This is a genomic window from Comamonas sp. C11 (assembly GCF_024496285.1).
GTDB classification, from domain to species: Bacteria; Pseudomonadota; Gammaproteobacteria; order Burkholderiales; family Burkholderiaceae_C; genus Comamonas; species Comamonas testosteroni_F.
This window is the reverse complement of the sequence record NZ_CP101743.1, coordinates 1936170-1958350: the sequence shown is the minus strand read 5'-3', so window position 1 is coordinate 1958350 and position 22181 is coordinate 1936170. Positions and strand designations below refer to the sequence as shown.

The 22181-nt window shown below is 58.5% G+C and carries 17 protein-coding genes; 6 read left to right on the top strand and 11 right to left on the bottom strand.

Annotated features, from left to right (window positions below):
• Positions 1-286: 286 nt before the first annotated feature.
• Both NOX35_RS08995 and NOX35_RS08990 read left to right on the top strand, forming a co-directional pair.
• Positions 287-1117, top strand: coding sequence for a helix-turn-helix domain-containing protein (locus NOX35_RS08995; protein ID WP_256496385.1), 831 nt, complete (start codon positions 287-289; stop codon positions 1115-1117).
• A gap of 164 nt (positions 1118-1281) precedes the next feature.
• Complete coding sequence (locus NOX35_RS08990; protein WP_256496384.1) at positions 1282-3438, top strand: sensor histidine kinase; 2157 nt, start codon at positions 1282-1284, stop codon at positions 3436-3438.
• A gap of 149 nt (positions 3439-3587) precedes the next feature.
• Here NOX35_RS08990 and NOX35_RS08985 read toward each other — a convergent pair whose 3' ends face one another.
• The gene (locus NOX35_RS08985) at positions 3588-4397 is read right to left on the bottom strand and encodes an MBL fold metallo-hydrolase (RefSeq protein WP_256496383.1); all 810 of its coding nucleotides are present in this window, start codon (positions 4395-4397) and stop codon (positions 3588-3590) included.
• Positions 4398-4770: 373 nt separating this feature from the next.
• Between NOX35_RS08985 and NOX35_RS08980 the strand changes: the two genes are divergently transcribed.
• Positions 4771-5466, top strand: a complete 696-nt coding sequence (locus tag NOX35_RS08980; RefSeq protein WP_256496382.1) for a helix-turn-helix domain-containing protein — start codon at positions 4771-4773, stop codon at positions 5464-5466.
• 80 nt (positions 5467-5546) lie between these two features.
• On the opposite strand, the gene NOX35_RS08975 is transcribed toward NOX35_RS08980, so the two are convergent.
• Entirely contained in the window at positions 5547-5882 is a 336-nt protein-coding gene (locus NOX35_RS08975; RefSeq protein ID WP_182286401.1) for a hypothetical protein, read from the bottom strand.
• A gap of 178 nt (positions 5883-6060) precedes the next feature.
• On the opposite strand from NOX35_RS08975, the gene NOX35_RS08970 reads away from it, so the two are divergent.
• A complete protein-coding gene (locus NOX35_RS08970) occupies positions 6061-7197 on the top strand; it encodes an iron-containing alcohol dehydrogenase (RefSeq protein ID WP_256496381.1) in 1137 nt (378 codons plus the stop codon).
• An 18-nt stretch (positions 7198-7215) separates the two neighbouring features.
• On the opposite strand, the gene NOX35_RS08965 is transcribed toward NOX35_RS08970, so the two are convergent.
• The 7 genes from NOX35_RS08965 to NOX35_RS08935 all read right to left on the bottom strand — a co-directional run bounded on the left by NOX35_RS08965 (position 7216) and on the right by NOX35_RS08935 (position 17544).
• Positions 7216-9642, bottom strand: coding sequence for an AI-2E family transporter (locus tag NOX35_RS08965; protein WP_256496904.1), 2427 nt, complete (start codon positions 9640-9642; stop codon positions 7216-7218).
• Positions 9643-9942: 300 nt separating this feature from the next.
• Positions 9943-10968 carry a patatin-like phospholipase family protein gene (locus NOX35_RS08960; protein ID WP_182286399.1) on the bottom strand — a complete coding sequence of 342 codons (1026 nt, stop codon included), beginning with the start codon at positions 10966-10968 and terminating at the stop codon, positions 9943-9945.
• Between the two features lie 133 nt (positions 10969-11101).
• On the bottom strand, positions 11102-11818 hold the full coding sequence (locus tag NOX35_RS08955) for a sensor histidine kinase (RefSeq protein WP_256496380.1): 717 nt from the start codon (positions 11816-11818) through the stop codon (positions 11102-11104).
• A gap of 156 nt (positions 11819-11974) precedes the next feature.
• On the bottom strand, positions 11975-12736 hold the full coding sequence (locus NOX35_RS08950) for a response regulator transcription factor (protein ID WP_182286397.1): 762 nt from the start codon (positions 12734-12736) through the stop codon (positions 11975-11977).
• A 208-nt stretch (positions 12737-12944) separates the two neighbouring features.
• Positions 12945-13787, bottom strand: coding sequence for an HDOD domain-containing protein (locus NOX35_RS08945; protein ID WP_182287140.1), 843 nt, complete (start codon positions 13785-13787; stop codon positions 12945-12947).
• A 66-nt stretch (positions 13788-13853) separates the two neighbouring features.
• Positions 13854-15101: a S9 family peptidase gene (locus tag NOX35_RS08940; RefSeq protein ID WP_256496379.1), complete on the bottom strand. Its 1248-nt coding sequence runs from the start codon at positions 15099-15101 to the stop codon at positions 13854-13856.
• Between the two features lie 61 nt (positions 15102-15162).
• Entirely contained in the window at positions 15163-17544 is a 2382-nt protein-coding gene (locus NOX35_RS08935; protein WP_256496378.1) for a Tex family protein, read from the bottom strand.
• Between the two features lie 178 nt (positions 17545-17722).
• Between NOX35_RS08935 and NOX35_RS08930 the strand changes: the two genes are divergently transcribed.
• Positions 17723-18841 carry a DUF72 domain-containing protein gene (locus NOX35_RS08930; protein WP_256496377.1) on the top strand — a complete coding sequence of 373 codons (1119 nt, stop codon included), beginning with the start codon at positions 17723-17725 and terminating at the stop codon, positions 18839-18841.
• A 108-nt stretch (positions 18842-18949) separates the two neighbouring features.
• On the opposite strand, the gene NOX35_RS08925 is transcribed toward NOX35_RS08930, so the two are convergent.
• The gene (locus tag NOX35_RS08925; RefSeq protein ID WP_256496376.1) at positions 18950-20053 is read right to left on the bottom strand and encodes an enoyl-CoA hydratase/isomerase family protein; all 1104 of its coding nucleotides are present in this window, start codon (positions 20051-20053) and stop codon (positions 18950-18952) included.
• A gap of 217 nt (positions 20054-20270) precedes the next feature.
• On the opposite strand from NOX35_RS08925, the gene NOX35_RS08920 reads away from it, so the two are divergent.
• Positions 20271-20705 (top strand): YbaN family protein, encoded by a 435-nt coding sequence (locus NOX35_RS08920; RefSeq protein WP_182286393.1) that lies wholly within the window; start codon positions 20271-20273, stop codon positions 20703-20705.
• 109 nt (positions 20706-20814) lie between these two features.
• Here the strand turns inward: NOX35_RS08920 and NOX35_RS08915 are convergent, their stop codons facing one another.
• Complete coding sequence (locus NOX35_RS08915) at positions 20815-22167, bottom strand: NtaA/DmoA family FMN-dependent monooxygenase (protein ID WP_182286392.1); 1353 nt, start codon at positions 22165-22167, stop codon at positions 20815-20817.
• Positions 22168-22181 lie beyond the last annotated feature (14 nt).

Here is a 22181-nt window from a genome sequence, read left to right as displayed (position 1 = left end):
ATGCTAGGAGTTAGCGATCTGGAGCGCTTTTGAAAAAGCGAACATTCCATCTGCCTACCAGACAACGATTCAAAACAAATGTCAATTTCGCTCTCGGCAGACATTCGCCCCATCACACCTATGTTTAAAAACAGGAATTTGCTTTTGAATTTCAGAAAAACTTGTAAACAAACGTCAGATTCAGCGCATCTACGTCAGCCTCAGCCCCAAAACGTAACACGTCGTTAAAAATCATCTTCACAATCCATAGTTTTTCGAAATAACCATCTAACTTCGGATTGTTGCCGTGTCTTACTGGTCACCTGCAGGCCCTTCGAGTGAACGAATCCTCGTCATCGACGACAACGTGACTGAACTGAAAATCCTGCTGGAACTGCTTCGAAGTAATGGCTATCGTCTTTCCGTCGCAATGGATGCCATGCAGGGCTATCGCCGTGCCACTACTCAGCAATTCGAACTAATCCTATTGGACGTAAATATGGGCAGCGTAGATGGATTTGCCGCCTGCAGGCTATTGAAGGCAGATCCATCCACAGCCGGCATTCCCGTTATCTTTGTGACTTCTTGTGCCTCCCCAAAAGAGCGTCTGATGGGGTTGCAGTTAGGTGCTGTGGACTACATTCCAAAGCCGTTCGACATCAATGAAGTTTTAGCGCGTGTGGAAATCCACTTGGCTTTGGCGAAACGCCAAGGAATTCCATACCAGGACGTTCGCGCTTCACCAGAGCCGCCACCGTCAGTCCCTGCTATTGGGCGAGTAACGGAAACACTGAGCACTAATCACAATTTGACGTTGCTGCGAGCAGCCCAGCAGTTGGTGCTTTCCGATTTGTCCAAGGTTCCTACTCTGCCTGAATTAGCTGCCAAATTAGGCACCAATGAAAAGCGTCTAACACGCGTCTTCCAGGTTCACACGGGGAGCACGGTTTACAAGTTCATCCGGGAGACTCGCCTTCACGAAGCTCAACGCATGCTTGCTAGCTCCGCCATGCATATAGAGGAAGTTGCGGCAGCGGTAGGATTCTCCAGCGCTGCTAATTTCTCGTCAGCCTTTCATTCCTATTTTGGGTGTACCCCGTCATCTTTTCGGCGCTCATACATGAGTCCAAAACCATGAGGCAATGCACATCGAGCTATGTTCGTCTGCTCTGCAGCATATTCCTATGTTGGACAATCAATGCAAGCGCACTTGAAGCGTCTGCGCCCCCTCGAATTCAGATCAGCGATGTAGCTCTCGGCCTCCAGGTCCTGGACAACACGGTCGAGGTCTGGGAGCGCGGTATGGCAAACGAAACACCACTACAGGTGGCAGCCCTTCCTAGCAATGAGATTGACGGATTCCATACCGTTACAGCCAAGGCGCTTGAAGGGCGATTCGATATGACACATCTGTGGCTCAGGCTGGCACTGCACAACGATCTAAATACCCCTCAATCAGTGCAACTGGCTTTGGGGGTGAGTTGGCTGCAACACGTGACTTTTTATGTTGTACGCATGCAGGAAGGTCAAGTTCGTGCAAGTCGAACCTTGACAGGAATCAGTGACCCTAACGAGTCGCTCAATCGAGTACCTCAGATCGCCATAAATCTCGCGCCAGGAGAGAAGGTACGTGTACTTGTTCACGTCAATAGTCACGCATCAAGTACGTTGAAAGTCACGCTGCATACAGTAGATCAATGGCACAGGGTGGAGCGTGACTATGCGTTGTTCAGCGGACTTCTGATTGGCTGCATACTGGTGTTCGCAGTCTATTCTGCGGCTCTCTGGAGAATTCTGCGATCTCCCTTGATGGGATGGCAAACACTGGGGCTGTTGCTGACTGCACTTTATGAAGCTACCTATCGTGGCTATGCGCAAATAATACTTTGGCCCAGCAGTACAGAATGGGGCTACCGAGCTCATCACGTTTTGGTTGCAGGCATCGTGCTGAGCATATTGCTATATCTGCGTGCGCGATTAGAAAAAACCCAGAACTATCTACCCTCGGCAGGAGTAATTCTGCTCAAGGTCGTTGCCCTCTTAGAAAGCATTGTTCTCATCGGCGCTTTATTTGGACCTTATGACTGGTTTGCCCCTACTGGCATCATCGTTGCCCCACTGAGTCTGCTAGCAATTCTGGCTTGCACATACATCTATCATCGTAGTGGAGGGCCTGGCAGCGTGACAGCTTTGCTGCTCGTATCTGTCTTGGCATGTTGTGCATTGCTGCGCGCCGTTGCTCTCTTGATACCAAACATCGCGCTGGTTCAGCTCTTCGAGCAATATGCGCTTGTACTGCCCGCCTTGACGGTCGGTCTGTTCGTCATCACCAGCTGGGCCTATCAGCATTCCCACCAACGTCACCAGGCACAGCGCACCTTGCTCCAATGGCAAAGCCAGCAGCAAGAACGCCTTGAACATGAGGTCAAGTACAAAACTCGCGCTCTTAAAGAGGCTCTAGAACAAGCTGAGCAACGTTCGTTGGAGCAAAAAGAGCTACTCGCCTATGTCAGTCATGATTTGCGAGCGCCAGTCTCCGCGATCATTGCCTATCTACAACTGATGCACCTGTCCCCGAACAAAGTTGACATAGATAAACTGGCCGCAGTTGAAAGAAGCGCTACTTATCAATTGGCATTGATCGACGAACTGGTGGACTATGCCAAAGATGAGTTGCAGCCTCCTTTGGCATTGAATGAGCGGTTGGTAGATCTAAGCTCTCTGCTGGATGAACTCACCAAGTACGCCCATGCGCTGGCCCATCGTCAACGCAATAAGTTCTCACTGAAAATACAGAGCATGCTGCCCGTACATGTCTACTTGGACGGCAAGCGCCTGCAACAGGCTGTACTCAATCTCTTGTCCAACGCCGCGAAATTTACATTCGACGGAAGCATTGACCTGAAGCTGCAAGGTAAGTACGTTGGCCGAGACAAATGGCATCTTCGCTTTGAGGTTAGCGACAGTGGTTCCGGCATGGAGCCGGAAGTACTCGCCAGAATTCAAAAATCGCTGACGGCCAGTCGCACTCATGCAAAACGAGGACTGGGGCTACTGATCGCACAACGCATCATTGAGAAGATGACCGGCCATCTATCTATTGATAGCCATCTAGGGCGCGGTACCAATGCAGTTTTTTTTCTAATGGTCAAACAGGTATCGGATAGTCCTGTCTTCCAAGCTTTGATGCCTCTGCCCACATCTGATGAACACAGTGGGCACAAGACCATGCAGAAACTGGAGGCTCTTCAAGAGGAGCAGAAGTACGAATTGGAGCAGCTTGCAAGGCGGGGGAACTGGAGCGATTTGCATGCATGGATTGATGCCATGGACAACGGCACAGACTACCAAGGCCTGGTCAGTGCGCTCAGGCATGCGCTGGATGAATTGGATTTTGAGCAAATCAGCAATATTGCACGCACCGCTCCATTGCGGAGTTTGAACAGCGATTCTTCATGAAAGCTGCGTGTCGGACTTCCAGGAAGCGGGTGTACCCGAAGCCTGCTCTATGGCCCTGGAGACGGTCTGTCCTGCAAGGTTCCGAGCGGCCATACATCGAACTTCTCACGTCACACGCGCGTGACACCCACTCTCAGGAGATGCCCTTGCTAGCCGATGGCGGCAAGACTGACTTTGTAGCGCCGACACTGCCCATCTTCAGGCACCCATACTCGATCAGCGACACCCCCATCTTGAGCGAGAGCTCGCACTTCCTCTCGCGTAACTGGACAATGATCCAGAGCTTCAAGATGATTCACCACTAGCTCGCCAGGCCAGCAACTCGCAGCGTCCATTACATCTTTGGCATCCATAAGGATTTCTCCTCCCAGATCGAAGCGTGCTCCGCCTGCAGGCAGGATGGCGATATCGGGTCTCAGCCTATGCAGGCAGTCACGTACTGCTGGAGTCAGCAAAGTGTCGCCGGCCACATAGACACTGGGTTCGCCAGGCAATTCCAGCAGGTAGCCGTGACCATGCTCCATGAATCGCCCGACCCACCCTTTCCCATGTACACAGAGGATTGGAGTAATGTGGCCACCGAGACTCCACAACTGACGCTCCTGAGCGCTCAACGACTCTGCATTGAGGCCCCGCTGGCATAGGTACTCCGCGTCACGCGGCATGCAGAACACAGGGACCCTTCTCTCACGTAGAAAGCGCTTACCGATGCGATCCAGGTGATCGAAGTGTCCGCGCTGGCAATGGGTAATAAGCGCATGCGTAACTCGTTCAAGCACGGCCTCTGAATTCTCAGGAAGTTCGACGATTGGATTGCGCTGGCGCCCGCGTCCCAGATAACGCAACCCAGGCAGACTTCCGCGAGGGGCGAGCATTGGGTCGACAAGCAGACCAATGGCCCTGCCTTGGGCCTCAAACTCTAGAACGATAGTGGCATTGCGTAGCTGGGTGATCTGCATGAAGGACTTGGAGGTGGAGGAAATGCCTCATTCTTCCGATATGCCTCTCCATGGAAAATGGCAAGACTAGTCAGTTAATTACCAATTCATGCCAGACTCCACATTTCGAATGGAACCATTCCGCCTCGCATTGTTGCTGTATCCCGAATGCATGCCGGCCGGCCTATTTTCTGTAGCGGACATGGTGCGAGCCGCCAACCTGCGCGCCAGGCGGATGGTGTGCGACGTGATCTGGGCAGGAGTAGATACAACGCCAGTCACAACCTGGCAAGGGCCATCGATAGCTCCGAAGACCTGCCTACATACCGTGCGCGCGGACGCAGTGGTGGTACCAGGTCTGTGGCTATCGTCTGCAAGTGACCTGCGAGCCCCATTGCAGAAACTGGCTCCGGTGATCCGAGCATTGCGGGAATTACCCAAGGAAACCAAGGTGTGGAGCTATTGCGCAGGAGTTCTGCCAGTTGCTGCGAGCGGGAGATTGCATGGGCAACGTGCAACGGCAACGTGGTGGCTGCGGGAGTCATTGCAAACCAGCTTTCCACGCGTTGAATGGAGCTTTGATGAGCCAATGATCATCGGCGAAGGCTCGTGGACGGCTGCCGGCGCTCACGGATATCTGCCACTCGTGCAGCACATGTTGACCAAGAGGCTAGACCCCACTGAGCTTCGCGATCTACAAAATCTACTAATGCTGCCACGCCCGGCAGTGTTGCATGCCGCATTTGCCAGACTGGAACTCATTACTCTGACTGATGAGTCTCTACGTCATGCGCAGATGATTGTGCAACGCAGCCCCGCAGGCGAGTTGCGCTTGCCGGCGCTTGCTGCCCAATTGCATATCTCTCCACGAACATTGGCTCGGCGAGTGCATGAGCACACGGGTCTGGCTGCAGCTCAGTGGATGCGACGCATCAAACTGCGCCAAGTGGCCGAAGCGCTATGTGAAACCCAACAGCCGCTCAAACGCATTGTCGATGAACTTGGCTTCGCCAGCGAGGCGAGCCTCATCCGGGCCTTCAGACAAGCTACCGGCATGACGCCTGTGGCGTATCGTACGGTCCATGCCTGAATGTCCGCTCCGATTGAACTGGGCACGGCCGACCAGTCTGCTTCTGCTGGCTATGACCGACTGAGCTCGACCACTGACGCTCAACTTGAATTGCGACTCAGCGACTGCTTGCGTTGGTGCCACGCATGTGGCTCGCCTAGGAAACCTTTGCATAACTCCCGCACACCAGCATCGCCAGCTGCAGTTTCTGCCAGACACCGCTCGCAAGTCATACTCCTGCCATAGCCCAGGACTTGGAGGATATCCTCCAAAGGAATGCCTGCTTGCTGCACAAACAGGATGCCGTCGAGAGCTGCTTCATCGCTCACAGAGAGCTTACGTACGCCGCCTTTGGCAAAGGTGCGAAGGCTGGAGGGCTGCAGCCATCGCCACAGATCTTTGTTAACGGATTGTCTTGCCACGAAGGCATGAAGCATCAGTGCTTCAGGTTGGCATCGAAGGGGATGGCGTTATCGTCTCTACCCAGCCCGCTGTCTCCTGTCCCCTGGGAGACGATTTTTCCCATCTCCTAGGGTTTGCTGTCTTTGCGTGGCGGCATTCAGCTTCTAGGCTTCTAGATTGCCAAGACTCCTCTTTCTACTGAGCAAGCAGAACATGGCCTTCATCAATTACGTGACTCAGATCCAGTTTGACTTTGGCGCCGTGCAAATGCTGCGCCAGGAATGCGAGCGTGTGGGTATCAGCAAGCCGCTGATCGTGACCGACCCCGGCGTCAAGGCTGCAGGAATCTTGCAAAAATCCATAAATGCACTGGGCGGCCTGCCCCATGCAGTATTTGACCAGACTCCTTCCAACCCCACTGAAGCGGCTGTGCGCGCTGCGGCTGAAATCTACAAATCCCAGAACTGCGATGGATTGATCGCTGTGGGCGGTGGCAGTGCCATTGACTGTGCCAAAGGCGTGGCAATTGCGGCTACGCATGAAGGCCCGCTCTCGCACTACGCGACGATTGAAGGCGGCTCGCCTCGTATTACGGAGCGAGTTGCTCCGTTGATTGCCGTACCCACCACCAGCGGCACGGGTAGCGAGGTAGCGCGTGGTGCCATCATCATCGTGGACGACCATCGAAAGCTGGGTTTTCACAGCTGGCATCTGGTGCCCAAGGCTGCCATCTGCGACCCCGAGCTCACCTTCGGCCTCCCCCCCATGCTGACGGCAGCAACCGGCATGGATGCCATAGCCCATTGCATGGAAACCTTTATGGCCTCGACCTTCAATCCACCAGCCGACGGTATCGGCCTGGACGGGCTGACCCGGGGCTGGGCGCATATCGAGAGGGCCATGCTCAATGGCAACGACGCGGAAGCCCGCCGCCAATTGATGAGCGCAAGCATGCAAGGGGCCATGGCTTTTCAGAAAGGTCTGGGCTGCGTGCATAGCCTCAGTCACAGCCTGGGCGGAATCAACCCGCGCCTGCACCACGGCACGCTCAACGCCATGTTCCTGCCCGCAGTCGTGCGTTTCAATGCCGAAGCCGAAAGTGTTCAGCGCGAGGACCGCCTCAACCGCATGGCACATGCCATGGGTCTTAGCAGCGGAAGCGATATCCCCGACGCGATCCGAGATATGAATGCCCGCCTGAACCTGCCATCGGGTCTGGCTGCCATGGGCGTGGAACGCGCGCAGTTTGATGCCATCATCAGCGGTGCGCTCAAGGACCACTGCCACGCCACCAATCCACGGCTGGCATCCGCACAGGACTATGAGCAGATTCTCAGCAACTCGCTCTGACAGACTGCACACAGGCGCTCAAGCCTCAACGACAGGGCCCTGCTTGAGCGCTTCGCGCACATCTTCCATCAATTGCCTCGCCATGCTGCTGAGCACCTCGAGCTCATCGTCGGACATGTTTCGAGGCTCGTCATCAAGTATGGAAAGACAGCCCAGCACATTGCCTTTTTTGTCAAACAAAGGCACACCCGCATAAAAGCGCAGCTTGAGGCTATGCACCAACGAGTCATTTGCAAATCGGGGGTCTCGCGCCAAGTCTCCGACCACAATGGCCTCTTCTTCATACACGACATACGAGCACACCGTGCCATCACGAGGGAAGCCTTGTTGAGCGCCCTCTTGCGCTGACAGCGGCAGCAGACTGCCCGGCGCAAAGACACGTTCAGCATCCACCCAGGAAACTTGAGCCCACTTGGTGTTGAAAGCGTTCACGGCCTTCTTGGCCGTATCGCGATACAGCGCTGTCAATGCCGGTGCCAGCACTCCGCTTTCATGCAGCATTTTGACGCGCTGCACATCGTCATCGGGAATCGGAGCTGCAATCACACACTCGCCGGGATCTCCAACCTGCATGGCCTCTACCCACAGATGCAACTCCCGCAGACTGGTCACGCAGGCCTGCGCTCCTGTCTGCCGGGCAAACTCGGGGTCAGCGGCCACGGCTGGAGCATTCCACAGGCACAGCACCACTCGTGCACCCGGCCAATGGCGGCGAATGCGCCGCACAATGCGTCTCGCCATGCTTTGTGGCTGGTGATTGAAAATCGACAGCACCAATAGATCCGATTGCTTCACGGCCTGAACCCACTCGCGATCCGCCAACAAGCCATCGGCATCAAACTGCAAGGACTTCGAGTCCGGGGCAAGTGCCCATCCGGAGCAGCTAACCTCATGACCATGCAAACTCTCTGCATGGGCCACCATGGCTGCGCCCAGGGCATCCACCTCCCAGCGCACACCCGCGCAATGAATGCGCAGGCATCGACGCTGATCACCTTCACCGGGAGCCGCCCGGCCATGCTCGCCACTGCTTCTGAATGCATACTGGTCCTGCAGCTCCTCAAGCAAGGCTGCCATGCCATTGGACAGCCGCAAGCGATGTTCGGCCGTCGCCGACTCCAGATGCTGCTGGGTTGCAATACGCAGAGCAGGAATGGCAACCTCATCATAAAACCCGCTGACGGCACTGGCCCTGTCATCCTGGCTGTGCTTCGAGAGCAGGCGCTCCTCCACGGACTGTACGGCCATGCTGATGGCATCATCAGCGTCATCGGCCAGCAGACGCTGATACAGCCGTTGCTGCGGCCCGAGAACAGGCTCGCTGCCCAGCAAGACCTCCATGAATTTGAGCGAGGGAATGTAGCGCCCCAGCACCAGCAGGCACACCGTCAATGGTGTGGAAAGAATCAGGCCGATCGGCCCCCAAAGCGCTGTCCAGAAGGTTGCGGCGACAATGATTGACAAGGTCGACAAACCTGTACTTGAGCCATATAGCCACGGCTCGATCACATTGTTGCTGATCAGCTCCAGCAGCAAAATCAGGCCCAGAGTCATCAAAAACATATCCCAGCTGGGATCGACCGCAAAGGCCAGCGCCAGCGGAAATACCGCAGACATCATCGGACCCACATAGGGCACAAATCGCATGATGGCGCCCAGCACGCCCCAGAGAATCGCCCCTGGCACACCAATGAGCAACAAGCCCATGGCGAGTGGCACGCCATAGCTGACATTGACGATGAACTGCATGCGCAGATATTTGCCAATGCGCTGCGAGGCCTCATCCAGCGCATCGGTGGCCACATTGAGGTTGCCCCCCACCAGCCTAAGCAACCGATCCCTCAGCTCGTCCCTGTCAAGCAGAATCAATATGACAAACAGCAACACGATGCCTGCGGTCGTCACCGGCTCGGCAATACGCCCCAGCCACTGCAGCATCCGCGTGGTGGGCTTGGAATCGGGAGGCTGAACCTCCACTTTCTGCACCCGCGCCCTGGCGCTATCCACGCTGGCGATCTCCTTCTCAACGGTGTTGTAGGTCTTGAAAACGCCATCCCAGGCGCTGGGCATGTTTGCGCTCTTGCGCAGGCTGCGCAATTTGTCCCGAATCGTCGATTGATAGGTCGGCAGATCGGCACTGAGTTGCTGCACCTGACTCCCCAGATACATGCCCAGCCCTCCGAGCGCTGCCAGGGCAAAAGCCACGACCACAATGGCCGAAACCATTCGCGGCAGCCCCCAGCGCTTGAGCCGGCTGACAGCCGGGTCGAGCAAAAAGCCGAACAGCATTGCCAGGGCCAAAGGAATCAACATGTCCCGCCCGAAGTACAGAGCAAGGATCACGATGGAAGCAATCATCAATCCGATGAGCAAGCGCAGTGCCGGCAGCATTTCTGCCAGATGCACAAGCCCGGGAGCCACATTGCCTCTGGCTCGTCTGTCCATGCCCTCCCACAAACCGGGAGCAGGCTGCCGGCCCTCTCTGGCCGAACCCGTCTCTCGCGAGAGAGTCTCGATTTCGACCGGCGCCCCCGCATAAGGTTTGGCTGGCGCAACCGCGCCAAAGTTGACCTCGGGGATTGCAGACGACTCATCGTACGGAGACTTCTCGTTTCGGTTCTCTGACATTGGCATCCTTGATGGACTGTTGTCTATGATTTTCTGAGACAAAGTGCGCTCATCCAGAATTCCAACTGGCTCTGCCCTCCTCTGCTGTCAGGCTTTGTCGTAATTTGCAAAAAAGCGCTATAGAGCCTCGACTCGACCCGGATCAGGCGCATGCAGCCACTGCGCAAACTCATCGGCCAGCTGCCGACTGGCCGCCGTCGCGGCATTCCAGGCCTTGGCGCGCGCATCATGGTCTGTGCCATAGCTCAGAAAATCGTGCCGATCCGGCAACTTGGCGTTAGGCAGGCAGGTCACCCAGGCGGGATCAGGAGCCAGCACAATCATCGAGTCCAGATACGAACTCGGTCCATGACGCCATTTCAGCCCCTTGTCCAACCAGCCAGGAATCACCGCTTTCTGGAAATGAGGATATAGCACCACCCCATCGCCGCTACGAGAGGCCAGATAGTCCAGATGCATGTGATAGTCGGTAATGCCACCATCCCAATAGGCACCCTTGGGAGCATCTGAAATGTCTTGCACGGCATCCAGCACGAAAGGGATGGAGCAACTGGCTCGCAAGGCATCCATGAAATTACTCTCCGTCAACCGGGTCTGCGCAGACCGAATGTCCGCAACACCAAAGGGAAGAGCATGCACGGCATCGCTTAAAGAAGAAGAAGAGGAAAAGATCACACGCTCCAGCAAGCAGCCCAATGCCGACCGATGCAATGCATTGCCGGCAAACGCGGCCGCATAGCCCAATGGAGTGCGCCACGGGGATGCACGTGACAGCAGGCCACGCCCGCGGGCGGCAATCACATGCAGCCTATAGCGCGGATTCGCCAGAACCTCACTCACACGCCCCCCGTAAAAGTCCTGTAGAGACTGCGCAAACCGTTCACTGACCAGCGACGACGGCGTGCGCCTTTGCCCTTCGGGGGGATCGAAGCGCTGTGCAATATAGTCACGCTCCAGTCGCTCAAAGGCTTCCACTGGTGCGTCCAGGCAAGCCGTCGCCATGCGCCAGGCACCGATGGAGGCTCCAATCAGATCCACAGGCTGCGCGCTGGCCTGCAACCACTGCCCAAAGATGAAACGATCCAGAGGTCCGAGAATCAAGCCCTTGGGACCGCCTGCGGCCGCCGGTATGACTCTGACCATATCCGGCTGCAAGCCCCGACGCTCTATAGACTGCCGCGCCTTGAGACCGGCATAGATTCGCAATGCTCTTGTGGATGACGTCATGTAGGCATTGTGCTTTCAAGCCCCGTTGCTTGCGATCGGCTCGGTGACTTCACCAGTTGAGCGTAACCGATGTACCGCCACCGGGTCTGGCGGAGATGCTCAGTTTGGCTCCCATGACAAGCGCTCTGCGGCGCATATTGACCCACCCCATGCCAGCAGCAGATGCCAGGTCCGGGATTTTCCCGTCGTCAGCCGGTCTGACGGGCCCCGTATCCTCAATGCTCAGGCGAGCATGCACAAAGGAGGCATCTGAAACATTTGAAGCACTTTTCCACTGTTCGTCGGCAGACAGCGTAATCCAGAGTTCAAGCGCGTCAGTGTGCTGCAGCACATTGCTTACGGCCTCCTTCACCACTGACATGATTTCCTCGGCCATGGCGCCGCATGGCAGGCTGCCGGTATCGCCAGACATCTCCGGGACCCAAACATCCCAGTGCAGACTCATGCCTCGATGATCCAGCACGGGTTGCAGCCTGTGCCTGAAACGTGCCAGAAGGACACCCAAGGGTTCATCTCGGCTGTCCATGGAATCAACAATCAGCCGTAGATCGAGCAGGCATTGTTCTGCGTTGCTGCGAATCGCCGGGTCCGTGCCGAGATCGGTCAGGCTGATCAGTTGCACCAGTTGGCTGCCGACATCGTCATGCAATGCCTCCGCTATGCGCCTACGCTCCAGCTGTACCTCTCTCGATGGACGTACGCTTTTACGTCTGCGCCACAGCACGCTGCGATATGCAAGAGGCAACAGCCAGGCGACAGCCGCCATGCTGCCCCCCGCACCTAGCGCCGCAGTCCACCAGGGAACTGAATTGAACACCGCTCCAGTCTGCAAAAGCCATGGCAGCCACAGCAGCAGCTGAACACCCCACAGAAGCAGCTGCCAGACGTAGGACATGGTGAATGCGTTCGCAGACACTGGCGCTTAGAACCAGCCACGCAAGTAGGCGAAACGCACGGCTTGTGCTCGAGTGCGCACCTGGAGCTTGCGATAGATGTTCTTGATGTGCGTGTTGACCGTCATGGTGCTGATCTCCAACTGCGTGCCGATCTCTGCACTGGTATTGCCGCTGGCAACCATACGCAAGACCTCGCATTCGCGGCTGGAGAGCCTGTCGGACATATCGGAGCCCGGAACGGCTCCGGTGGCCGGCCGCTTGTCATACCGCTGCAAGAGCCGCCTGGCGAGACTGGGAGTGATAGATGCCCCGCCATTGACAACCTGCAGCACCGCTTGCGGATAGTTGCCAAACCAGGAGTTCTTGACCAGATAGCCGGTTGCACCCAATTCAAAAGCATGCAACACCTGCTCTTCCGTCTCCACCACCGAAACCACAATGACCTCGGCCTGCGGGCGCTGGCTTTTCACCACCTCAATCAACTCGAGACCATCGTCAGCCCCCAGCTTCAGATCCAGCAACATGACATCAAACTCATGTTGACGAATGGCTTTTCTTGCATCCTTGAGGTTGTCCGCCTGCGCGACCACCATGGTGCGCCGATCATTCATGATTTCCTGTGCGATCACCATGCGTAGATGCACATCATCGTCCACCAACAGCACTCTGACAGGCTTGTCGGGCTGCCCCACCATGTGATCGGGCCACATGGAAGGACTCCCCAACTCCACAGCCATGGGTCGGAGCATCAAGGCATCACCAGAGTTGTTTGCACCGTTCGGGTCCATTTCTCTCTCCTGGCCAGAGTTGCTTGCCGGGGACTCAGGATGGTGCTCAAGACACCATATAGAAAAAAACTCCCCAGCGCGTCATTAGATAGTTTTTAGCAATTAAAACTGCAACTCAGCGTAAGAAAAAATGCAATTTGAGTAATCACGGTTTTCTGACGACACCTATTCAAAACCGCCAATTCCTCATCACAGTCGCCCAGGTACCCTAAAACTGAACATCCAGAGAGCCTGCCACGTGCCAGTCGATGGATGCCTGACGCAGCACCATGTCGATGTCCATGCCCAGCGCCAGTCCAGTTTCTGCGGGGAATGTCACTGCCAGCTGGCGCTCATCCCAATTGAGCGCCCGGGTCGATGCTCGCCAGACGGCCAGATGCAGCACCCCCGTCAAAGGCTCGAACACAGGCTGCTCCAGCGGCGCATGCATGAACTGAAAGGCATCGCTGATCAGCTCCGGAAAATTCCACTGCCGCGCCAAATGGGCCGTAATCTGCCCAGAGCAATAGCCCATCAGCTGCATTTCCACCTGGGGGCGCTTGGGATGCATGGGCTCCAACAGCTCAGAAAGTCTGAAGAAAGTGTCCGGGTCGGCGGCCTGCAGCAACAGCTCTCCCAGGCCATGCAGCAGTCCCAACGTATATGCCTGCGAGGCGTTGGCCTGAACCGACACTGCAAGCGCGCGCGCCATGCGTGCCGTGTCCAGGCTGTAGCGCCAGAAATTCGCGAGACTCCAGCCTGCCGAAACATGAGATGCACTGACTGGAGCCGCCTTCAGCACCAGTTGCCGCAACTGAACCGGCGCCAGCAGCACCAGTGCTTCGGGAATGCTGTGTACGCGCTGCCCCAGCAGATGCGCTGGCCCATTGGCGGCAGCCAGCAGACGAGCGGTCAAGACCGGATCGCTGGAAAACAATTGCACCAGACTGCGCATGCCGGGCTCTGGCTTGCGCAGTTCACTCGACAGCAGTGCAACGACGCGCGGCTGGCTTGGCAGCAATACATGCTGCTCAAGCAAGGTTGACAGACTCAATGGTTTGACGCGGCTCATCTGGATCAAAGGCAGTGGCAAGGCTGTCGCCACCACGAAATGAACACGAGAGCGCACATAGGAAGGTCAGAGCTTTTCATCTCTATTCAATTGCACTGGCTGGCCCATGACCAGCTGGCTGGCAAGCTTGCGTGTCAGGGGTTGTAACACGGAAAAGTGATCCGCCCCCTGAACCAAGACACAGTGCAGCTGATTCGATTTTCGTGCGGCGCACATATTGTCAAGACTGTTGATATTGCCGGGGCTCTTGCTGCCCTCGATGATCCACGTCGGGCTCTTTATGGCATGCAGCCAGTAGACGGGCGAACGCAAGCGCCTTTCATCCGCCGAGATCAAACCCCATTTCACGGGCCAGCCATAGCCGCCGACCTCGTCCACCGGACCAAACGCGAACACCCCCTGAACGGGCAGCCCTGCCGTCGCCGTCAGCAAAGCCAGCGTGGCTCCGGTGCTGTGCCCACCGAGATAGATGCGTGCCGGGTCGACATAAGGCAGCTGTGCGGCCTGCAGGATGGCTGCAGCCACATCCTGCACCTCCCCCCAGAAATACTCACGCTGGCCGGGATTGTCATTGCCGCCACGCAATGTGGGAAACAGCATCGCCATGCCAGCCTTGCGAAAAGCACCGGCGCTTTGGTCATTGGCAGCTGGCCCTTCGCTCCAGAAATCGTCCAGGCTATTGGTATCTCCCCCCGTCAGCCAGACCATCAAAGGCAGCTTCTTCCCATCCCTGGGATCCGGAGTGACAAAGGCATTGAGTTTCAGATCCCCGCTCTGATAGCTCATTGAAACAAACAGCTGAGAAGGCGGTGTCGGCATCGGCTGGATAGGCTTGTGGGCCGCCGGCAACAAGGCTGTCGCAATCTGTGTTGTCTTGCCGGCACGAGCCTGCATCAGATTCTGCAGAGCGATTTCGCCAGAAGCGATCTGTTGCTCAACCACCTGCTCGATCTGCACCTGCTCCGCGCGCTGGCTCTCGTGCTGCTTGCGCGCGGCAGCGTGACGCACTTTGGCCATTTCATGCTCTGCCATCGCAGCACGCGTGATGCAGCGCCGCTGCTGATCTATGTTGATGCCCTCTTCCTGGGCTTTGTCAACTTGGGCTAGATTGAGCTTGACGGTATGGCAAAAGTCATCGTTCTCTGGCGCCAGGGCTGGTGGCCAGACCAAGGCTGCTGCCTGCTGGGCATGGGCCTTGTTTTTGACTTTGTCCAACGATATCCAGCCGCGCGATGCCATCTTGGCGCCGATAAAGACCACCAAGATTGCCACCCCTATGGCCGGCAGTATCACCCGCCCCCTCGCTTTGCGCATTGATGTGCTCCCACAAAAAAGGCCGCCTGTAATATGAATTGAGTGGCGGCCCGGTAGGAGATTATTTCTTTAATCCCTGCAACTTCGCAAAGGCTGACGCCATGGCATTTTGCTCTGTCGGCTGGTTGCCACGCTGGGGTTGGGCATAGCCACCACGGTTGCCACCGCCGTAGCTGTTGCCACGACCAGCGCCTTCAAAGCGGTTGTCGCGCGGGCCGTCCCGGCGCGCAGGCGCCGCATCGAGCTTCATGGTCAGGCTGATGCGCTTGCGGTCCACATCGACTTCCAGCACCTTGACCTTGACGATCTGCCCGGTCTTGACCACCTCACGAGCATCCTCGATGAACTTGTGGCTCATCTGGCTCACGTGCACCAGACCATCCTGGTGCACGCCCAGATCCACGAACGCGCCGAACTGGGCCACGTTGCTGACCGTGCCTTCCAGCGTCATGCCTTCCTTCAGGTCCTTGATGTCTTCCACACCGTCATTGAAACGGGCGACGACAAAGTCAGGACGCGGGTCACGACCGGGCTTCTCCAGCTCGCCAAGAATGTCCTTGATGGTCACAGCACCAAATTTGTCATTGGCAAACTGTTCAGGCTTCAAAGACTTGAGTACCTCGCCACGACCCATGATCTGGTCCACAGGCTTGCCGGTAGAGACAATGATCTGCTCCACCACAGGATAGGTTTCGGGGTGAACCCCTGTCATATCGAGTGGATTGTCGCCACCGCGAATGCGCAGAAAGCCTGCGGCCTGCTCGAAAGTCTTGGCCCCGAGGCCAGCCACTTCCATCAGTTGCTTGCGGTTCTTGAACGAGCCATTGGCATCGCGCCAGCGCACGACCGACTTGGCGACCGAACCCGACAGGCCTGAGACGCGCGTCAGCAGCGGAGCCGAAGCGGTGTTCAAGTCCACACCCACGGAGTTCACGCAATCCTCGACCACGGCATCCAGCTGGCGGGCCAGCTCGCTCTGGTTCACATCGTGCTGGTACTGGCCCACGCCAATGCTCTTGGGATCGATCTTGACCAGCTCGGCCAGCGGATCCTGCAGGCGGCGGGCAATCGATGCCGCACCACGCAGGCTCACGTCGATATCCGGCATTTCCTGCGCCGCAAACTCGCTGGCCGAATAGACCGAAGCCCCGGCCTCGCTCACCACCACCTTGTCAATCTTCTTGTCGGCCTTGGAGGCGATCTTGATCAGATCCGCCGCCAGCTTGTCGGTTTCGCGGCTGGCTGTGCCGTTGCCGATGGCAATCAGATTGATATCGTGCTTTTCCACCAGACGGGCGAGCACGGCCAGTGAGCCATCCCAGTCGCGGCGCGGCTCATGCGGGTAGATGGTAGTGGTGTCCACCAGCTTGCCCGTACTGTCCACCACGGCCACCTTGACGCCGGTGCGAATGCCGGGGTCCAGGCCGATCACGGCCCGCTGCCCGGCCGGCGCAGCCAGCAGCAGGTCACGCAGATTGTCACCAAACACCTTGATGGCCACCTTCTCGGCGTCTTCGCGCAGGCGGCTGAACAGATCGCGCTCAGTGGACAGGCTCAGCTTCACGCGCCATGTCCAGGCGACGCATTTGCGAATCAGATCGTCAGCAGCGCGCTTGGCATGGCTCCAGCCCAGGTGCAGCGCAATCTTGCCTTCGGCAAGGCTGGGTTGGCCCGGTTCAGGCTCGACCGGTTGCACCAGCTTGGCTTCGAGAACCTCCAGCGCACGGCCGCGGAACACGGCCAGGGCCCGGTGCGAGGGCACGCGGCCAATGGGCTCGTCGTACTCGAAGTAGTCGCGAAACTTGGCGACTTCGGGGTCATTCTCGTTCTTGCTCTCGACCTTCTTGGACTTGAGCAGGCCTTCATCCCACAGCCATTCGCGCAGCTTCTGAACCAGTGCCGGGTCTTCGGCCCAGCGCTCGGACAGGATGTCGCGTACGCCGTCCAGCACGGCAAAGGTGGTGCTGAAGTCGGGGCCGGGCTTGCCGTCGTCCAGGGTCGTCGCAGGCTTGCAGAAAGCCTCGGCTTCCTTGTGCGGATCCAGTGTGGGGTCGGCAAACAGCTTGTCGGCCAGCGGCTCGATGCCGAATTCCTTGGCAATCTGGCCCTTGGTACGGCGCTTTTGCTTGAAGGGCAGGTAAATGTCCTCCAGCTCCTGCTTGATCGGCGCACTGGCAATCGCCAGGCGCAGCGCATCGGTCAGCTTGCCCTGCTCGTCAATGGCCTTGAGCACCGTCTCGCGGCGGTCGTCCAGCTCGCGCAGATAGGTCAGGCGCTCGTCCAGCGTGCGCAGTTGCGTATCGTCCAGACCGCCCGTGGCCTCCTTGCGGTAGCGGGCCACAAACGGAACCGTGGCGCCGCCATCGAGCAACTCCACTGCCGCGCTCACCTGCTGCGGCTTGACATTCAGTTCTTGAGCAATCTGACCAATGATTTTTTGCATTCGATATTCGCCCCACGGCGTTCAATACAGGAAGCCAATGAGTTTGCCATAGGCATGCCGCCACACGGCACTCGATATCCGGCATAAGTGCAAGCAAACCTTAAAAACTATGCTTTCCATAGCTGCTTTCCATTGATGAGAAAGCGTGAAAGGCCAATTTCATTAGAATTATTGCGACATGCCCGATACCTTCCAGGACGATTTTTTTGCCGATGAGCTGCCTCCGCCCGGAGACGGTACCGGCAAGGCTCGGACTGAAGAAGCGCCGCAGGCCGATGACACAGCTGAACGCAAACCCAGGCGCGGTGCTATTTCCCTGACCCCTGCAGCTGCGCAGTACAGGGAGCTGGCCGCACAACTGCCCCCCCTGCTGCGCATGGGCGTCTCGACCTGGTCCTATCCGGGCTGGGAGGGCTTGGTCTGGGACGGAGCCTATGACAGCAGCGTGCTGGCCAAAAAAGGGCTGACGGCCTATCACCAGCACCCGTTGCTGCGCACCGTCTGCGTCGACCGCACCTTCTGGAGGCCGCTGACGGCCAGCCAATATGCAGCCTTTGCCGCTCAGGTCGATGCCGACTTTCGCTTTGTCGTCAAATGCCCGGCCGGCATCACCGATGCCCAGGTACGCAGCGAGGAAGGCAAGCCGCGCGAGGCCAACCCCGCGTTTCTGGACCCTGGCCTGGCCATAGAGCATTTTGTGGAGCCTACTCTCGAAGGGCTGGGCAGCAAGCTGGGCGTTCTCGTCTTTCAACTCAGTCCCCTGCCCTGGAGTCTGCTCAGCCGCCCCGGCCAGCTGATGGAAAGGCTGGGCCTTCTGCTGTCCGCTGTGAAACAGGCGCTGCAAAAACATCCGCAGGTCGTCGTTGCCGTCGAGGTCAGAGACCCCGAACTGCTGACCTCGGCACTGGCCCAGACACTCAAGCTCCATGGCGCGACCTACTGCCTGGGGCTGCACGGCAAAATGCCTCCCATCGAAGAGCAGTTGCCCACGCTGCGCGCCTTGTGGCCCGGGCCGCTGGTGTGCCGCTGGAATCTGAATCGCATCTTTGGCGCCTATGGCTATGCCGATGCCCAGAAGAAGCACCAGCCGTTCAACGAGATCCTCAGCGAAGATCGGCATACCCGGGAGCGGCTGGCCCGCACGATTGCTGGCATCACCGGTGCCGGTCAACCCGCTTTTGTGACCATCAGCAACGATGCCGAGGGATGCGCCCCCCGTTCAATAGCACTGCTGGCGCAGGCGCTTGCGAGCCTTTCAGACTCAGGCCCTGGCAAGCATCCTCGGACATCATCCTGAATTAATACTTGAATCCCCTCAAACGCTTACTTTTAAAGCGCTGATGGCTATCAAGAACAAAGCCCGAAAGCTCATAAACCTGCCGGGCTTTCTGGATCAGGACTTCAATCAGTCCTTCAGCGCCGCCAGCGGGTGCGAATGCGCAGGCCAGGGGCTATCAAAGAACGCTTGCCACTCGGCATCGCTCACCTCTTCGATGCTGGCAGGATTCCAGCGCGGGCTGTGGTCCTTGTCCACCGCCAGTGCCCGGATGCCTTCCACGGTTTCGCTGCGACCCGGTCGCAGATAAAAGCAGTGGCGCACCATATCGCGCTCCATGCGCAGATCTTCGGCCAGATCCATATGGCGTGCACGGCGGATTTGCTCCAGCACCACATGCAGCATCAACGGTGAGCGCTTGCGCAGCGTGGCAGCTTCGGATTGGGCCCAGTCGCTGCCAGCCTGCAAGGCCTGCACAACCGCGGCCAGCGTGGGCTGAGAAAAACAGGCATCGATTTCCGCGCGGTGAGCTGCCGTCTTTGGTTCGGCGCTCACAAAGCGGGAGCGCACCACGGCATTGAGCGCTTCCACATTGGCAAAATCCGTGGTCGCCAGGGTCTCCCACAGCTCTGCCTGCTGTTCGGAGGGAATGCAGCCATCGGCCAGACCAAAAGTCAGGGCATCGCCCGCGCCGATGGTGTCGCCGGTCAAGGCCAGCCATTCGCCCACGGCACCGGGGCAGCGCGAGAGGAAATAGCCTCCCCCCACATCGGGGAACAGGCCAATGGCCGTCTCGGGCATGGCCATCTTGGTGCGCTCGGTCACGATGCGCAGCGAGCCGCCCTGGCTGATACCCATGCCGCCGCCCATGACGATGCCATCCATGAAAGCGATATAGGGCTTGCCAAAGCTGTGGATCAGATGGTTGAGCGCATATTCCTCGGTGAAGAAATCTTCGAGCTGCGGATTGCCACTGCTGCCGGCCGCATGCAGAAAGCGGATGTCACCACCGGCGCAAAACGCCCCGAACACCCCTTCCTTGTTGCTGCCACGAATGGCCACGCCCAGAATCGAGTCGTCTTTTTGCCAGGCCAGCAAAGTGCCCAGCAGATCGCGCACCATGCCCAGAGACAGCGCGTTGAGCGCCTTCGGACGGTTGAGCGTAATCATGCCCAGCTTGCCACGGACTTCGGCAATCACATCGGACATATCGGCGCTCGGGGTGGGGGTCATTGTCTTGCTCCTTGAATCAATTCCATGCTGGTCGCCAATCGGTCGCCAGGCCATGCGCACCGATTATGCGGTTGCACTCCGCGCAAGCAGGGACAAGGACGTGACAAATACCGCCAGCATCTGCAGCCACAAAGCCCGAACGGTCTGCAATGCTGACTAATATGGGAGCCGTGCCTGGCTGCAGCTTCACCAGTTTCTGCGGCCCACCTTCTGCCTCATGAACGATCTGCCACCACCGCCCGAAACCCCTCGCGAAGAACCGCACCTGGAGTCCAAGCAGCTTTCCGTGCCGCTGCGTTATCTGCTCATTGCTTTTGCGCTGGTTTGCGTGATATTGGGGCTGATAGGCGCCGTGGTTCCCGGCATGCCCACCACGGTATTCATACTGATGGCCGCCTGGGCGGCGGTGCGCAGCTCGCCCAGGCTGCACCGCTGGCTCTATGCGCACCGTGTGTTCGGCCCGCTGCTGCACAACTGGGACACTGGCGGCAAGGTCAGCCGCCGCGCCAAATGGACGGCAACCGTCAGCATGGGCGCCAGCAGTCTGCTGATTCTGTATTTCTCGTACAAGCCGTGGCTCACGGCCATGACGCTGAGCATCATGGCCTGCGTATTGCTCTGGCTGTGGCTCAGGCCGGAGCCGCAGGTTTAGAGCAGCTCACAGCACCGCTCCGCGAAGCGTGCGCAGACAGTTGCTGCCGCCAACAAGTATTACTGCCAATGACGGACGCGACTGTGGCAGCCAAGCTACGGGATCGCCGTTACGAGCGAGCAGATGGTTGGGCTGCAGCATGAACACGTTCCTGACGCGACTCTTCAAGGTGCTCCATGAACGTGGTGCCTGTGTAGCGAGAGCGGAACAGGCCAGCCTCCACTAGCCGGGGCACCAACTGCTCCAGCACGCAATGCAGGGAGTCGACGGAACCGCCGGGCGCGGCCAGAAAGCCGTCGATGGCGCCGGCGGCACTCCACTGGGTGATCTGCGCCACGGCATCGTCCACCGTGCCGACCACCTGCCAGTGCGCGGCGGAGAGAATTTCCGGCCGCAGCAGCAGTTCGTCGATGCGCAATGACTCGCGCTCCATCAGGCGCCTGAGCAGGCCCGCATGCGTGCGGCTGGACGGGATTGCCACGGGCGGCGGAAGGTCTGCTGCGGTGATCGGCCGGTCTGTGGGCCAGTCCTTCAGGTCCAGGCCGGTCATGGCCTTGATCGATGCCAGCTTGCGGCCCCTGTCCACCCGGCCGTGCGTCTGCTGGAACATCTCCCGGGCCTGCTCGCGGGTGTCGGCCAGGTACAGGCTCAGGCCGGGCAGCAGGCGCACATCCTGCGCCTGGCGGCCATGACGCTGGGCGCACCGAGACAGGTCCCGGCGCAGCTCCAGCGCCGCGTCCAGGTCCGGCGTGGGCGCGAAGACGATGTCTGCCACCGATGCGGCAAAGTCGCGCCCTGTGCTGGACGCGCCCGCCTGCACCAGCGGAATGCGCGGGCCGCCGAACTCCGGCAGGTTCAGCGGGCCGCGCACCTTCAGGTGCGTTCCCTCGTGGTCTATGGGGTGGACCAGTGAGGCATCGGCGTAGCGGCCGCTGTCCCGATCGATCTTCAAGGCCTCGTTGGGGAAGCTGGCCCACAGCCGGCGCACCACGTCGGTGAATTCTGCGGCCCGCGCATAGCGTTCATCGGCATCGGGCATGGCCTGCAACCCGAAGTTCTCGTGGCCCTGCAGGGCCGTGACGATGTTCCACCCGGCGCGGCCGTTGCTGATCCAGTGCAGCGACTGCAGCTGGCGAGCCACCGCATAGGGCGGGAAAAACGTGGTCGATACCGTGGACACCAGGCCGATGCGCGAGGTCTCGCGCGCCAGCGCGGCCATCAGCACCGTGGGGTCCAGGCTGGCGAAGCCAGCGCCCGTCTCCAGCACCTCCATGGGCAGAAAGCTCACGTCGGGGCGGAAGACGAAGTCCAGGTGCGCAGCCTCGGCGCGCCGGGCCAGGTCTAGGGCGAAGTCGCTGGAGTAAAGCCCTTCGATATTGCTGCCGGGCCGCCGCCAGGCGTCGCCACTCAGCCAGGTGGGGGCCAGCGAAAGGCCAATGTGCAGGGGTTTGCGGGTTGTCATGTCTGCTGTCATTC